This is a genomic window from Streptomyces termitum (assembly GCF_014650175.1).
Taxonomy (GTDB): Bacteria; Actinomycetota; Actinomycetes; order Streptomycetales; family Streptomycetaceae; genus Streptomyces; species Streptomyces termitum.
In genome coordinates, this window is sequence record NZ_BMUL01000015.1 from 1 (window position 1) to 14,563 (window position 14,563).

The window sequence follows — 14,563 nt, forward strand, 5'->3', positions numbered from 1 at the left end:
TGCGGAAGACTGGCGGGCGTGCAGTCGGGCTCCGAGTAACTGACCCCGATGGTGCCACCGGTCTCCGTCGTCACCTGATACACGCGCAGCCGGATGAAGGGCGCCAGGCCGTCACCGGTCTTGTCGACCCGGTTGGGGAGCTGCTCGCCCGCGAAGGTGACCGTCGGCGTGGTGGCCGTACCGCCGACCTTGCCGGTGTGCTGGATGGACTTCAGCCACATCGGGGTGGAGATGCCGTCGCCGGAGGGCGGGAAGTTCTGGTCCAGGACCCAGGTGTCGACGTCCTTGTACGTCCCGCCGGTCAGCACCTTCGTGGTGATCGAGGTGAGCCGCTTGCGGGACCAGAAGCTGGGGGAATACTGGTCCTTGCACTCGGTGGCGCCGTCCTTGCAGTACAGGTCGTACGGCACGTCGGGCCAGTTCTTGGCGTTGGTCTCGTCGAAGGTGCCGCAGGTGGCCAGGCAGCGCTCAGCGGTACCGAACTGCACCTGACCCATCGCCTTGCCGGTGTAGACCGCGTCGTCGCGCAGCCCGTACTCGATCCGGTCCAGCCAGCCGCCCCGGACGTACGGCGTGACGGTGCCCTTGCCCGTCACCTGCGACGGGTTGAGCGTGTAGTTGTTCGTCTCGGTCTTCCACCAGTACGACATCGCGCTGCCGTTGGGGGCCACCACATAGTCGAGCTGCCAGCGCCACGCCTGCTGGCAGTGGGCCTGCGCGAAGCTCGCGTCGTAACAGGGCTCACCGGACTGGTTGCCGAAGACCGGCACCGTCCACGCCGAGTTCGTCACCGGGTCGTCGGCCGCGGTCCCGTTGTCCTTCCACCCCGGCAGCCGGTTCAGACCGAAGAAGTACTGCGTCCCGTCGGCCGTGGTCACCTTCCAGTGCTCACCCTCGCCGTCGACCCCGGCCGTGCCCTTGTCACCGTTGACGGCACCGGTCAGCTTCTCGACCTTCTCCCCCGAGTCCGAGGCCGGATGCCACCCCTTGTCCTTCTCATACACCAGCTCGGTGTTCTTACCTCCGAGATTCAGGACCGCGTTGTCGTTGAACCAGCACAGGTCACCGACCTTGGTGGTATTGGTGCCACCCGTCTTGTCGTCGTTGCACGCCTTGTACTTGCGCTCGATGAACCCCGGCTCCCAGTTCCAGCCGTCACCGATCCACGACGACTGGTTGTTGGAGGCGGCCGTCAGGCCGTCCACCGCCTGCGAGTTGTAGCCGAGGCCGATGGCGGGCTGGAGGCCACCGGGCACCTCGGGCACGACGATCGGGTACGACCAGGTGAACGCCCCGGTCGATCCCCCCGCGCTCCAGGCACCGGACGCCTGGAGCGAGGTCGCCTTGTAGTCGCCGGTCGGACCGGAGTCGTCGGCGGTCGCCGCGAGCACGGTGGCGGCGGAGGCTGCGGAGAGTGCAGCGGCCTGAGACTTCGTGCCCGTCGGCGTGCCGACCGCCGTGGTGGAGACCTGAGCGGTGAGCTTGCCCGCGCGGAAGTCGTTCTTCGTCTCCAGCGGCTTCCGGGTGCGGCACTCCGGGCGGTCCGGCGTGGTCAGCGCACAGGCCGGAAGCTCGACGAGCCGGAGACGGGCGGCCCAGTCACCGCCGTAGGCGTCGCGGAAGGAGTCGTACCCGACCTCGACCCGGACCCGGTCGGCGCCGGCCGGGCCCCCGGTGCGGGCCAGCGAGAGGAGCACGCCGTCAACACCGGCCCGGCGGGCGGCGGTTCGGTCCGCGAGCGAGACCTTCACCTTCCCGCCCCGGGCAGCGGGAGCGGGAGCGGTGGACGACACCGTGGCCTTCGGGCCGGTCGCCGCGCCGAGGCTCACGGGCAGTCGCCCGGCCCGGCCCCCGCCACCGGCCATCGAGACCTCAGCGGTACCCGCCTCCGGCCAATTCACCTTGGGGCTGTGCCCCTTGACGGACGCCAGGGCCGCGTCGGGCCGCTTGGCACCCCCGACGGCAGCCTTGGAGACCGGAACGGCCTTGGGCTGCCGGAGTTCGGGAAGGGACGGGCCTCGCGTCGAGTCCGCCGCCGTCGCCGTACCGGGCAGTACACCGGCCAGAACGGAAGCTATCAGAAGGGCTGACAGCTTCCGTATGGGAACTTCACGCATACTCACCTCCATGGTTCGGGATGATCATCCGGCGCACAGTAACAGCAGGATTTCCCAGAAACCGGAGGTCAGAGCTTCGAAGCGGAACACCGGAGCCGAACACCACGGAAGCACCCCGACCCCGCCCGCGAGACCGCGCCGCGCCGACCACGGCGAAGGCCACCGGCGGAGCCCCGTCAACGATGACGGGGCGTCACACCCGGTGGCCTCGACGCACGATCACGGAGGGCGGCCGCACGCCCGACGACAGACCCGCGCCACCCCTCCCCCAAGGTCCGCGGGCACGAAGGAGAACTATCGGATCAGGGCTCCGCCACGACCGCCCCGGCGGCACCGGAGCGCGTGTGACGGCCCGTCGGACATCACATCCGGCAGGCGTGCCGCCCCTCGCGCACGGTCGGATGAATGTCAGGTCACGCGTCCTTCTTCACCGGCTCCAGGATCGCCACGCACTCCACGTGGTGCGTCATCGGGAACAGGTCGAAGGCGCGCAGGGTGCGGACGCGGTAGCCGCGTTCGGCGAAGTAGGAGAGGTCGCGGGCCAGGGCGGCCGGGTCGCAGGCGACGTAGGCGATGCGGCGGGCGCCGAGGGAGGCGAGGTGGTGGACGGTCTGCTTGCCGGCGCCGGCGCGCGGGGGGTCGAGGACGATGAGGTCGACCTCGGTGATGCCGGTGCGTGGGAGGACCGATTCGACCTTGCCCTGTTCGACGCGGACGCGCGGGAAGCCGGCCAGGTTGTGGCGGGCGTCCTCGACGGCGCGCTTGCCGGACTCGATGCCGAGGACGGCGCCCTGGTCGCCGACGCGGTCGGCGAGGGCCCCGGCGAAGAGGCCGACGCCGCAGTAGAGGTCGAGGGCGGTGTCGCCCTTGCGCGGGAGGAGGCCCTGCATGACGGCGCGCATGAGGGTGTCGGCGGCCTTCGGGTGGACCTGCCAGAAGCCGCCGCTGCCGACGCGGTGGGTGCGCTCGTCGGCGCGCTCGCGGACGAAGGCGCGGCCGTGGACGCGGTGCACCCCGCCGTCCTTCTCGTCGACGCGCATCACGGAGACCGGCTTGTCGAGCTCGACGAGCGGGAGGCGGGCGCCGGGGCGGGGGGTGAGGATGACCTGGCGGTCGTTCGAACCGGAGGCGGCGATCGCCTCGACCGCGGCCATCCCCTCCCAGGTGCGCTTCTCGATGCCGAGCTCGGTGACGCCCTCGGCGGCGATCATGCAGTGGTCGACGACCTGGACCTCGTGCGAGCGGTGCTTGCGCAGGCCCGCGTGGCCCTCGGGGTCGACGGCGTACTGGACGCGGGTGCGCCAGTGGGGCACCTCGCCGGCCGGGAGCTTGTCGCCCTCGGCGGGGACCACGGTGCCGTCCCAGCCGGCCTCCTCGGGGGTGAGGCCGGCGAGCCGCTGGAGCTGTTCGGCGATGACCTCGCCCTTGAGGCGGCGCTGGGCGCCGGGCTTGGCGTGCTGCCAGTCGCAGCCGCCGCACTTGCCGGGGCCGGAGAAGGGGCAGGGGGCCTCGACGCGGTCCTTGGAGGCGTCGAGGATCTCGACGGCGTCGGCGCGCAGGAAGCGGCTGGTCTCCTCGCCCTCGGTGACCCGGGCCCGGACGCGCTCGCCGGGCAGGGCGTGGCGGACGAAGAGGACGCGGCCCGCGTCGGTGCGGGCGATGCAGTGGCCGCCGTGGGCGACGGGGCCGACCTCGACCTCGTACTCCTGCCCGATCAGGGACGTCACAGGGGTGTTCTGCATGATCGGGTGCTCCAGAGCCAGAGGGGGGGAGAGAAGTGGGCCGCGGTGCGGACCGCAGCCCACCAGTCTAGTTGCTCTTCTGTGCCGGTTCCTTCCTGGCCTTCTCGACCGGGCCGCGGCGGACCGAGCCCGGCGCGTTCCAGTCCTGGCGGCGCCGGGCCCGCTTCTTCGCGGCCTCGGAGGAGCGGAGCTGGTAGGGGACGGAGGTGACCATGACGCCGGGGGTGAAGAGGAGCCGGCCCTTGAGGCGGAGCGCGGACTGGTTGTGGAGCAGGTGCTCGTACCAGTGGCCGACGACGTACTCCGGGATGTAGACGGAGACGGCGTCGCGCGGGCTCTCCTGCCGCAGGTTCTTCACGTATTCGATGACCGGGCGGGTGATCTCGCGGTACGGGGAGTCGAGGATCTTGAGCGGGACGTTGATGCCGCGCCGCTCCCACTCCTCCTTCAGCGCCTTCGTCTCGGCCGGGTCGACGTTGACGGTGAGCGCCTCCAGCTCGCTCGCGTGCATGAGCTTGGCGTAGGCGAGGGCCCGCAGGGTGGGCTTGTGGAGCTTGGAGACCAGGACGATGGAGCGGACCCGGGAGGGGCGTACGTACTCGTCGGGGCGCTGCTCGGCGGCGGCGATCTCCTCGGAGACGGAGTCGTAGTGGCGGCGGATCGCGGTCATGGTCACGAAGAAGATGACCATGCCGAGGAGGGCGACCCAGGCGCCGTGGGTGAACTTGGTGGCGAGGACGACGACGAGGACCAGGCCGGTGAAGAAGGCGCCGAAGGCGTTGATCGCGCGGGAGCGGATCATGTGGCGGCGCTTGGCCGGGTCGCGCTCGGTGCGCAGGTGCCGGTTCCAGTGCCGGACCATGCCGATCTGGCTGAGCGTGAAGGAGACGAAGACGCCGACGATGTAGAGCTGGATGAGGCGGGTGGAGTCGGCGCCGTAGACGACGACGAGGAGGGCGGCGGCGCCGGCGAGGAGCACGATGCCGTTGGAGAAGGCGAGGCGGTCGCCGCGGGTGTGGAGCTGGCGGGGCAGGTAGCGGTCCTGGGCGAGGATCGAGCCGAGGAGCGGGAAGCCGTTGTACGCCGTGTTGGCGGCGAGGAAGAGGACGAGCGCGGTGGCGGCGGCGAGGAGGATGAAGAAGAACGTTCCGTCGCCGAAGACGGCGGCCGCGACCTGGGAGATGACCGGGTCCTGGACGTATCCCTCGCCGACCGGGACGCCGCCGCGCAGCAGGTCGGTGGCGGGCTTCTCGGCCATCCGGACGTCGGTGGCCATGGCCAGGAAGATGATGCCGCAGAACATGGTGACGGCGAGGCCGCCCATGAGCGCGAGGGTGCTGGCGGCGTTCTTCGACTTCGGCTTGCGGAAGGCGGGGACGCCGTTGGAGATGGCCTCGACGCCGGTGAGGGCGGCGCAGCCGGAGGAGAAGGCGCGCAGCAGCAGGAAGACGAGGGCGAAGCCGGCCAGTCCCTGGTGCTCGGGCTTGATCTCGAAGCCGGCGGTGGGGGCGCGCATGGTCTCGTCGAGGACGAGGCCGCGCCAGGCGCCCCAGAGGATCATGCAGAAGACGCCGAAGACGAAGACGTACGTCGGGATGGCGAAGAGGCTGCCGGACTCCTTCACGCCCCGGAGGTTCATGAGGGTGAGGAGGACGATGACGGCGACGGCCGAGGCGACCTTGTGCTCGACGACGAAGGGGACGGCGGAGCCGAGGTTCTCGATGCCGGAGGAGATGGAGACGGCGACGGTGAGGACGTAGTCGACGAGCAGGGCGCTGGCGACGGTGAGTCCGGCCTTCGGCCCGAGGTTGGTGGTGGCGACCTCGTAGTCGCCGCCGCCGCTCGGGTACGCGTGGACGTTCTGCCGGTACGAGGCGACGACCGTGAACATCAGGACGACGACCGCGAGGGCGATCCAGGGGCTGAAGTGGTAGGCCGACAGGCCCGCGACGGAGAGGACGAGGAGGACCTCGCCCGGTGCGTACGCCACCGAGGAGAGCGGGTCGGAGGCGAAGACGGGGAGGGCGATCCGCTTGGGGAGAAGGGTCTCTCCGAGCTTGTCGCTGCGCAGGGCCCGCCCGATCAGGATCCGTTTGGGCACGTCGGTCAGTTTGGACACGCAGAGGATCGTAAGCGTTCGAAAAGAGCCATGTGCAGCGGCACCCCCGATCCGCACCGAATCTCCCTGAGTATCACCTCGGATGCGGTCCCGGCCAGCGTTGCCGCTTAAGCTCGGACCGGGCAACCCGGCCGGGTGTTGTCCGCCACAGCCCGGGCCGATCGGGCGAGGAAAGTTGTGGACAGGGTGTTTTCGCAGGTCAGCAGGGCGATCAGGAGTGCGGGGTAAGGGGACGTGCACATCGTCATCATGGGCTGCGGGCGAGTGGGAGCCGCTCTCGCGCAGACCCTGGAGCAGCAGGGCCACACGGTCGCGGTGGTGGACCAGGACCCGACGGCTTTCCGCCGTCTCGGCTCCTCCTTCGGCGGCCGGCGGGTGACCGGGGTGGGCTTCGACCAGGACACCCTGCGCGAGGCGGGCATCGAGGAGGCCGGGGCCTTCGCCGCGGTGAGCAGCGGCGACAACTCGAACATCATCGCGGCGCGGGTCGCGCGCGAGATGTTCGGCATCGAGAACGTGGCCGCGCGGATCTACGACCCCCGGCGGGCCGAGGTCTACCAGCGGCTCGGCATCCCGACGGTGGCGACGGTCCGCTGGACCGCGGACCAGATGCTGCGGCGGCTGCTGCCCTCGGGCGCGGAGCCGCTGTGGAGCGATCCGAGCGGCGGCGTGCAGCTCGCCGAGGTGCACACCTCCCCGGCGTGGATCGGCCACAAGATCAGCCGGATCCAGGACGAGACCGGTGTGCGGGTCGCCTTCCTGACCCGCCTGGGCGAGGCGGTCATCCCGACCTCGCAGACGGTGCTCCAGGAGGGCGATCTGGTGCACGTGGTGATGCGCGTGGACGAGATCACGAAGGTGGAGGCGGCGTTCGCCGAGGGTCCCGAGGAAGGCGGTCACTGATGCGGGTGGCTATTGCGGGCGCGGGCGCGGTGGGCCGTTCCATCGCGGGCGAGCTCCTGGAGAACGGTCACGAGGTCCTGCTCATCGACAAGGCGCCGACCGCCATCTCGGTGGAGCGGGTGCCGCAGGCGGAGTGGCTGCTGGCCGACGCCTGTGAGATCACCTCGCTGGACGAGGCGGCGTTGCAGCGGTGCAACGTGGTCATCGCGGCCACCGGTGACGACAAGGTGAACCTGGTCGTCTCGCTGCTGGCGAAGACCGAGTACGGCGTGCCGCGGGTGGTCGCCCGGGTGAACAACCCGAAGAACGAGTGGCTGTTCAACGAGGCGTGGGGCGTGGACGTGGCCGTCTCCACCCCGCGTCTGATGTCGGCCCTGGTGGAGGAGGCGGTGAGCGTCGGCGACCTGGTCCGGCTGCTCCGCTTCAGCCACGGCGACGCGAACCTGGTGGAGCTGACGCTGCCGCCGGAGTCGGCGGTGGCCGGGACCCAGGTGGGCGAGGTGGCCTGGCCGCAGGACACCTCGCTGGTGACGATCATCCGCGGTTCGCGGGTGCTGACGCCGAGCCCGGAGGAAACCCTGGAGGCCGGCGACGAGCTGCTGTTCGTGGCGGCGCAGGCGCGCGAGGAGCAGCTGGAGGAGCTGCTCCAGGTGCGCCGGGAGTCCTGACCTCCCTTCGTACGGAAAGCTCGTACGGGAAGCTCGTACGGAAAAGGGGCCCGGCACCATTCGGTGGTGCCGGGCCCCTTTCGCGCGCGGTACGGGCTACGCCTCCGGTCCGCCCTGCGCGGCGGCCTCGCGCTCCTTCTCGGCGCGCTCCTCGGCCTCCATCTCCGCGAAGACGTCGATCGGCGGCGGCGCCTTGGCGAGGAAGACCCAGGTGAGGTAGACGGCGAGCAGGAAGGGCGGGATCTTCAGGGCGACGAGGACCCAGCCGAGCTGGGCGGTGTCGGCCCACCAGTAGAGCGGGAAGAGGATCGCGCACTTGGCGAGGAGGATCAGGCCCCAGGCCCAGCTGGCCTTGGCGTACGCCTTCTTCCGGCCGGGGTTGCGGGTCCGCCAGGAGAGGTTCTCCTTGAAGACCGGGCCGAGGATGAGCCCGATCAGCGGGACGCCCGCGAGGGTGGTGACGATGTACGCGAGGCCGAGGCCGAGCGTGTACAGCATGCCGGGGAGGTAGAAGTCCTTGGCGTTGCCGGTCATCATCGCGAAGACGACGCCGAAGGCGACGCCGAAGACGCCGCTGAAGGCGTGCTTGACGGTGTCGCGGCGGACGAGCCGGACGGCGACGAGGACGAGGGAGACGGCGAGCGCGGCGATGGCCGAGCTGTGCAGGTCCTTGTTGATCGTGTAGATCGTGACGAAGAGCAGTCCGGGCAGGACCGTCTCCACCATGCCCCGGACGCCGCCGAACGCCTCGAAGAGCGCGGCCTCGGTCACCGCCTTGTCGGTCCGGGCCTCCTGGTCCGGGGTCGGCGGTGCGGTGGTCGGCTTGTCGACGGACGTCACCGGCTACTCCTGTCCGAGCGGTCGGAGCTCGTATTTGGGATTGAAGAGGACCCGCCGGCCGTGGCTCATGGCGATCCGGCCGGAGGCGATCAGCTTGCGGCCGGGTTCGATGCCCACGATGGAGCGCCGGCCCAGCCACACGACGTCGAGCGGCGCGGTGCCGTCGAACAGCTCGGCCTCCAGGGCGGGGACGCCGGCCCGGGGACGCAGCGTGACCGTGCGCAAGGTACCAGTCACCCTGACTATCTGGCGGTCGGAGCAGTCGGAGATCCGCGTGCAGCCCGAGGCGGCCGCGGCCTCCTGGAGCTCCTCCGACTCCAGGTCCTCCGGGGAGGAGGAGAGCCGGTCGAGCATCCGGCGGAACCGGCCCGCCGGCTTGTCGGTACGCGGTGCAGCACTCATACCGAAAGCGTACCGGCCCCCGCCTCCGACGGAGCAGGGGCCGTATCAACGTTCGAAGCGGTAGCCCATGCCGGGTTCGGTGACGAAGTGGCGGGGGTGCGAGGGGTCGGCCTCCAGCTTGCGGCGCAGCTGCGCCATGTAGACCCGGAGGTAGTTGGTCTCGGTGCCGTAGGAGGGCCCCCAGACCTCCTGGAGGAGCTGCTTCTGGCTGACGAGCCGGCCGCCGTTGCGGACCAGGACCTCCAGGAGGTGCCACTCGGTGGGGGTGAGCCGGACGTCGCGCCCGTCGCGGTGCACCTTCTTGGCGGCGAGGTCGACGGTGAAGCCGGCCGTCTCGACCACGACGACGCCGTCCTCGGCGCCGCCGACGGGCTCGGCGCGGCGGACGGCGGCGCGCAGCCGGGCGAGCAGCTCGTCCATGCCGAAGGGCTTGGTGACGTAGTCGTCGGCGCCCGCGTCGAGCGCCTCGACCTTCTCGTCGGAGGTGTGCCGGGCGGAGAGCACGATGATCGGGACGCGGGTCCAGCCGCGCAGCCCCTTGATGACGTCGACGCCGTCGATGTCGGGCAGACCGAGGTCGAGGACGACGACGTCGGGGTGGCGCTCGGCGGCGAGCCGGAGGGCGGTGGCGCCGTCGGGGGCGGCCTCGACCTCGTACTTCCGCGCCTTGAGGTTGATCACCAGGGCGCGGACGATCTGCGGCTCGTCGTCGACCACGAGGACCCGGGTCATGTCGGGGGCCTTCCTTCTGCTGTACGGACGCTGTGCGGAGCTGTGGGAGGAGCGGAGGGGGTACGGGGGCGGGGCGCGGGTCTCAGGTGACCAGGTGGGCCGGCGGGCCGTCCTCCGGGGCCGCCGGGGCGCCCGGCGCGGCCCGCAGCGTGAGGACCATGGTGAGCCCGCCGCCCGGGGTGTCCTCGGCGCTGAGGGTGCCGCCCATGGCCTCCACGAAGCCGCGGGCGACCGCGAGGCCGAGGCCGACGCCGGAGCCGCGCGGGGCGTCGCCGAAGCGCTGGAAGGGCTCGAAGATGCCGTCCTTGGAGTCGTCGGGGACGCCGGGGCCGCGGTCGACGACCCGCACCTCGACCCGGTCGCCCAGGACGCTGGCGCCGACGGCGACGGGGACGCCGGCGGGGCTGTACTTGACGGCGTTCTCGACGATGTTGGCGACGGCCCGTTCGAGGAGGCCCTTGTCGACCTCGACCATCGGCAGGGTCTCCGGGACGTCGGCCTCGGCGCTGCCGTCCGGGACGCCGCCGAGGGCCATCGGGACGACCTCGTCGAGGTCGACGGCGCGGATCAGCGGGGTGACCGTGCCGGTCTGGAGGCGGGACATGTCGAGGAGGTTGCCGACGAGGTGGTCGAGCCGGTCGGCGCCCGCCTCGATGCCCTCCAGGAGTTCGGCCCGGTCCTCCTCGGACCAGTCGACGTCGTCGGAGCGGAGCGAGGTCACGGACGCCTTGATGCCGGCCAGCGGGGTGCGCAGGTCGTGGCTGACGGCGGCGAGGAGGGAGGTGCGGATCTTGTTGCCCTCGGCGAGCTTGCGGGCCTCCTCGGCCTCCCCGACGAGCCGCTGCCGGTCGAGGACGACGGCGGCCTGGGCGGCGAAGGCGCCGAGCACCCGGCGGTCCTCGGCGGGCAGCACCCGGCCGCTGAGGGCGAGCGCCAGGTGGTCGCCGACCGGCATGTCGACGTCGGCGTCCTCCGGGCGGCGGGCCGGGTGCGGGCCGACGGTGGCGGCCTGGGTCCAGGGCTCGGCGCCGTCGGCCCGCTCCAGGAGGGCGACGGACTCCATGGAGAAGGTCTCCCGGACCCGTTCCAGGAGGGCGTCGAGGCTGGTCTCGCCGCGCAGCACGCTGCCCGCGAGGTAGGAGAGCACCTCGGACTCGGCGCGCAGCCGGGCCGCCTGGTGGGTGCGGCGGGCGGCGAGGTCCACCACGGAGGCGACGGACATGGCGACGCCGAAGAAGACCGCTATGGCGACGATGTTCTTGGGGTCGGCGACGGTCAGCCGGTGGATCGGCGGGGTGAAGAACCAGTTGAGCAGCAGCGAGCCGACGGCCGCCGAGGCGAGCGCCGGAAGGAAGCCGCCGAGCAGGGCCGCGCCGACGGTGAGGGCGAGGAAGAGCAGCATGTCGTTGGCGAGCCCGAGGTCCGCGTCGACGTGGGTGAGGAGCAGGGCGAGGACGAGCGGGCCGACGACGCCGACCAGCCAGCCGGCCAGGATGCGGGAGCCGGCGATCCGGGCGCCCTGCGCGACGGGCAGGCCGCGGCCCTTGGCGACCTCGCCGTGGGTGACGATGTGGACGTCGAGGTCGGGTCCCGAGTCGCGGGCGACGGTCTGGCCGACGCCGGGGCCGAAGACGTACTGCCAGGAGCGGCGGCGGCTGGAGCCGAGGACGATCTGGGTGGCGTTGACGCCCCGGGCGAACTCCAGGAGGGCGGTCGGTATGTCGTCGCCGATGACGTGGTGGAAGGTGCCGCCGAGGTCCTCGACGAGGGTCCGCTGGAGCGCGAGCTCCTTGGGCGAGGCGGCGGTGAGGCCGTCGCTGCGGGCGATGTAGACGGCGAGGACCTCGCCGCCGGCGCCCTTCTCGGCGAGGCGGGTGGCGCGCCGTATCAGGGTGCGGCCCTCGGGTCCGCCGGTGAGGCCGACGACGATCCGCTCGCGGGCCTGCCAGGTGGAGCGGATGTTGTGCTCGCCCCGGTACTGCCGCAGGTACTCGTCGACCCGGTCGGCGGTCCACAGCAGGGCCAGCTCGCGCAGGGCGGTGAGGTTGCCGGGGCGGAAGTAGTTGGAGAGGGCCGCGTCGACCTTGTCGGGGGTGTAGACGTTGCCGTGCGCCATGCGGCGGCGCAGCGCCTCGGGCGACATGTCGACCAGTTCGATCTGGTCGGCCCGGCGGACGATCTCGTCGGGGACGGTCTCGCGCTGGCGCACGCCGGTGATCGACTCGACGACGTCGCCCAGCGACTCCAGGTGCTGGATGTTGACGGTGGAGACCACGTCGATGCCGGCGGCGAGGAGTTCGGCGACGTCCTGCCAGCGCTTGGGATTGCGGGAGCCGGGGACGTTGGTGTGGGCGAGTTCGTCGACGAGGGCGACGGCGGGGCGGCGGTCGAGGACCGCGTCCACGTCCATCTCGGTGAAGACGGCGCCCCGGTACTCGATCTCGCGGCGGGGCAGCTGCTCCAGGCCGTGCAGCATGACCTCGGTGCGCGGGCGGCCGTGGTGCTCGACGAAGGCGACGACGCAGTCGGTGCCGCGCTCCACCCGGCGGTGCGCCTCGGCCAGCATCGCGTACGTCTTGCCGACGCCCGGCGCCGCGCCGAGGTAGATCCGAAGCTTGCCACGTCCCATGTGCCGACCATACGTCCGGCCGATCGGACATTCCGCACACCTGTGCACGCCCCCGGGCGGTATTGACGTGTTTCTGATGCGGTCGGCGGAGCCTGTCGTGTAGAGAACGCGGGAACGGCTCCGACCACGGAGTGACGGCGGGCCACCGGGCCCGCCCCGACCGGCTTCGAGGAGCACCCCGTGAAGTACATGCTGATGATGCAGTTCGCCGCGCACACCCTCGACACCCCCTCGCTCGACGCGTGGGCACCCCAGGACGTCCGCGCCCACATCGCCTTCATGCGGGAGGTGAACGGGAAGCTGGCGGCGGCGGGCGAGCTGGACCGGGCGGAGGGCCTGGCGATGCCGGAGACCGCGCGGATCGTGCGGGCCGGCGCGGACGGCGCCCCGGCGGTGGTGACCGACGGGCCCTTCGCGGAGACGAAGGAGTTCCTGGCGGGCTGGTGGATCGTGGACGTCCCGTCCGAGGCCCGCGCGCTGGAGATCGCGGCCGAGGTGTCGGCGGCTCCCGGCCCCGGCGGGGCGCCCCTGAACATGCCGATCGAGGTCCGGGCCGTCCCGGCGGGCCCGCCGGAGGTCTGAGCGGCCCGGCGGCGGGGAGGGCCGCCCCGACCGGGCGGCTCTCCCCGCCGGACTCAGTCCTCTTCGACGATCTCGCCGTCGCGCAGTTCGAGGACCCGGTCGGCGAGGCCCAGGAGCTGGTGGTCGTGGGTGGCGACGAGGGCGGTGCAGCCCTCGCTGCGGACCACGGCCCGCAGCAGCTCCATCACGGCGAGGCCGGTCTCGGCGTCGAGCTGGCCGGTGGGCTCGTCGGCGATGAGCAGGGCCGGCTTGTTGGCGAGCGCGCGGGCGATGGCGACGCGCTGCTGCTGGCCGCCGGAGAGCTCGCCGGGGCGCTGGTTGGCGTGGTCGGCGAGGCCGACGAGGGCGAGGAGCAGGCCGACGCGGTCCTCGCGCTCCTTGGGGTCGGCCTTGCGCAGCCGCAGCGGGACGCCGACGTTCTCGGCGGCGGAGAGGATCGGCAGCAGGCCGAAGGACTGGAAGATGAAGCCGATCCGGTCCCGGCGCAGCTCCAGGAGGCCCTCCTCGCCGAGGGTGGAGAGGTCGGTGCCGTCGATGACGATCCGGCCGCCGTCGGCGCTGTCGAGCCCGCCGACGAGGTTGAGGAGGGTGGTCTTGCCGGAGCCGGAGCGGCCGCGGAGCGCGACCAGCTCGCCGCGCGGGATCTCGAAGGAGACGCCCTTGAGGGCGTGGACGGCGGCCTCGCCCTCGCCGAACGACCGGCGCAGCGCCTCCACCTTGATCATCGGTTCGGCCGACGGGTCCTCGATGACGGCCGTCGCGGACCCCGTGCTGTTCTCGCTCACCCTGCGTTCCCCCTCCTCGAACACGTGCGCTGGCCAGTATGGTCGTCCGCCGCCGCCGAGGCCAGAGCCGTACGGCCCCGGCCCGCGCCCACGCCCCGCTTTCCCGCCCCTGTGCCGTTTTGTCCGCCGGATCCGCGCCGGACCGCCGGACCCGCCCCCCGGCCGGTGGTACGGGGCTCCGCGCGGCCCCCGTGAAAGGCCGGTGGGCCGCCTTCCGTACGGGGTGCGTACGGAAGACGGCCCACCGGACCGGGGCGCCGGGGCACCCGGGACGACTCAGCGGATCTCGGAGATCTCCGGTCCGCGCTGGAGCTGGCCCATGCCGCCGGAGAAGCGGGACCCGGCCTGCTCCTCCTGCTGCACGCCGTCCGGCACCATCTGCGCGTCGTTCGGCAGCTTGAGGACGATCGGGTCGCGGGGGGCCATCGGGCCCTCGCCGCGGACGACCACGGTGTCCCGGACGATCTGCTCCAACAGACCGGCCGCCTCGGGCTGCACCGCGCCCTGGCCGGAGATGACGCCGCGCAGGAACCAGCGCGGGCCGTCGACGCCGACGAAGCGCACGATCTGCACGCCGCGGTTGCCGTCGGGGAGCTGGACGGGGACCTGCGCGCGCAGCTCCCAGCCGAGGGGGCCCTCGACCTCGTCGATGACACCGCCCTGCTGGACGATGCCGGTCGCGATCTCGTCGCGGACCTCGCCCCAGATGCCCTCCTTCTTGGGGGCGGCGAAGCCCTGGAGCTGCACGGCGCTGTCGCGCAGCACGATGGTCGCGGCGACGATCGCGTCGCCCGCGACCTCCACGCGGAGCTCCATGCCGTCGACACCGGGGACGTACAGGCCCCCGAGGTCCACGCGGCCCTCTTCGGGCTGGGCGACCTCGGAGATGTCCCAGGGTCCGTCGGGCCGGGGGGCCGGCGGAAGGTTCACCCTGCGCGGCCGGTCGGCCGCGTCCGCGGCGTCCTCGCCGTCCACCGCGTCGACGACCTGCTCGACCTCGCCCGCCTCGTCGGCGGCACCGCTCTTCTTGCGACGTCCGAACAC

At 72.0% G+C, this 14,563-nt stretch carries 11 protein-coding genes and 1 pseudogene; 3 read left to right on the top strand and 9 right to left on the bottom strand.

All coding sequences use genetic code 11. The features are described from left to right. From IE219_RS24600 to IE219_RS24610, 3 genes and pseudogenes are all read right to left on the bottom strand, one after another. Nucleotides 1–1,829, bottom strand: a pseudogene (locus tag IE219_RS24600) (hypothetical protein); the annotation flags it as partial. A 701-nt stretch (nt 1,830–2,530) separates the two neighbouring features. After that, nucleotides 2,531–3,859, bottom strand: coding sequence for a class I SAM-dependent RNA methyltransferase (locus IE219_RS24605; protein ID WP_189981207.1), 1,329 nt, complete (start codon nt 3,857–3,859; stop codon nt 2,531–2,533). A gap of 67 nt (nt 3,860–3,926) precedes the next feature. Continuing rightward, complete coding sequence (locus IE219_RS24610) at nt 3,927–5,978, bottom strand: APC family permease (RefSeq protein ID WP_189981209.1); 2,052 nt, start codon at nt 5,976–5,978, stop codon at nt 3,927–3,929. A gap of 234 nt (nt 5,979–6,212) precedes the next feature. Here IE219_RS24610 and IE219_RS24615 point away from each other — a divergent pair, with 234 nt between their 5' ends. Together IE219_RS24615 and IE219_RS24620 are read left to right on the top strand one after the other, a co-directional pair. Then, entirely contained in the window at nt 6,213–6,881 is a 669-nt protein-coding gene (locus IE219_RS24615; RefSeq protein ID WP_189981211.1) for a potassium channel family protein, read from the top strand. After that, entirely contained in the window at nt 6,881–7,549 is a 669-nt protein-coding gene (locus tag IE219_RS24620; protein WP_189981213.1) for a potassium channel family protein, read from the top strand. The genes IE219_RS24615 and IE219_RS24620 overlap by 1 nt, the downstream gene beginning before the upstream one ends. A 96-nt stretch (nt 7,550–7,645) precedes the next feature. On the opposite strand, the gene IE219_RS24625 is transcribed toward IE219_RS24620, so the two are convergent. The 4 genes from IE219_RS24625 to IE219_RS24640 all read right to left on the bottom strand — a co-directional run bounded on the left by IE219_RS24625 (nt 7,646) and on the right by IE219_RS24640 (nt 12,152). After that, nucleotides 7,646–8,389: a DUF3159 domain-containing protein gene (locus IE219_RS24625; protein WP_189981215.1), complete on the bottom strand. Its 744-nt coding sequence runs from the start codon at nt 8,387–8,389 to the stop codon at nt 7,646–7,648. Nucleotides 8,390–8,392: 3 nt separating this feature from the next. Next, a complete protein-coding gene (locus IE219_RS24630; protein WP_189981217.1) occupies nt 8,393–8,791 on the bottom strand; it encodes an OB-fold nucleic acid binding domain-containing protein in 399 nt (132 codons plus the stop codon). A 45-nt stretch (nt 8,792–8,836) separates the two neighbouring features. After that, entirely contained in the window at nt 8,837–9,523 is a 687-nt protein-coding gene (locus IE219_RS24635; protein WP_189981219.1) for a response regulator, read from the bottom strand. An 82-nt stretch (nt 9,524–9,605) separates the two neighbouring features. Then, nucleotides 9,606–12,152 carry a DUF4118 domain-containing protein gene (locus IE219_RS24640; RefSeq protein WP_189981221.1) on the bottom strand — a complete coding sequence of 849 codons (2,547 nt, stop codon included), beginning with the start codon at nt 12,150–12,152 and terminating at the stop codon, nt 9,606–9,608. Nucleotides 12,153–12,341: 189 nt separating this feature from the next. On the opposite strand from IE219_RS24640, the gene IE219_RS24645 reads away from it, so the two are divergent. After that, nucleotides 12,342–12,734 (top strand): YciI family protein, encoded by a 393-nt coding sequence (locus IE219_RS24645; protein ID WP_189981458.1) that lies wholly within the window; start codon nt 12,342–12,344, stop codon nt 12,732–12,734. A gap of 53 nt (nt 12,735–12,787) precedes the next feature. On the opposite strand, the gene IE219_RS24650 is transcribed toward IE219_RS24645, so the two are convergent. Both IE219_RS24650 and IE219_RS24655 read right to left on the bottom strand, forming a co-directional pair. After that, a complete protein-coding gene (locus IE219_RS24650; RefSeq protein ID WP_373298881.1) occupies nt 12,788–13,459 on the bottom strand; it encodes an ABC transporter ATP-binding protein in 672 nt (223 codons plus the stop codon). A 336-nt stretch (nt 13,460–13,795) separates the two neighbouring features. Beyond that, nucleotides 13,796–14,563 carry a DUF3710 domain-containing protein gene (locus tag IE219_RS24655; RefSeq protein WP_189981226.1) on the bottom strand — a complete coding sequence of 256 codons (768 nt, stop codon included), beginning with the start codon at nt 14,561–14,563 and terminating at the stop codon, nt 13,796–13,798.

What these genes read in the sequence shown, in the direction of transcription:
- IE219_RS24605 (WP_189981207.1), bottom strand. Translation starts at nt 3,859, where the DNA reads ATGCAGAACACCCCTGTGACGTCCCTGATCGGGCAGGAGTACGAGGTC.
- IE219_RS24620 (WP_189981213.1), top strand. Translation starts at nt 6,881, where the DNA reads ATGCGGGTGGCTATTGCGGGCGCGGGCGCGGTGGGCCGTTCCATCGCG.
- IE219_RS24630 (WP_189981217.1), bottom strand. Translation starts at nt 8,791, where the DNA reads ATGAGTGCTGCACCGCGTACCGACAAGCCGGCGGGCCGGTTCCGCCGG.
- IE219_RS24635 (WP_189981219.1), bottom strand. Translation starts at nt 9,523, where the DNA reads ATGACCCGGGTCCTCGTGGTCGACGACGAGCCGCAGATCGTCCGCGCC.
- IE219_RS24640 (WP_189981221.1), bottom strand. Translation starts at nt 12,152, where the DNA reads ATGGGACGTGGCAAGCTTCGGATCTACCTCGGCGCGGCGCCGGGCGTC.
- IE219_RS24645 (WP_189981458.1), top strand. Translation starts at nt 12,342, where the DNA reads ATGCTGATGATGCAGTTCGCCGCGCACACCCTCGACACCCCCTCGCTC.
- IE219_RS24650 (WP_373298881.1), bottom strand. Translation starts at nt 13,459, where the DNA reads ATGATCAAGGTGGAGGCGCTGCGCCGGTCGTTCGGCGAGGGCGAGGCC.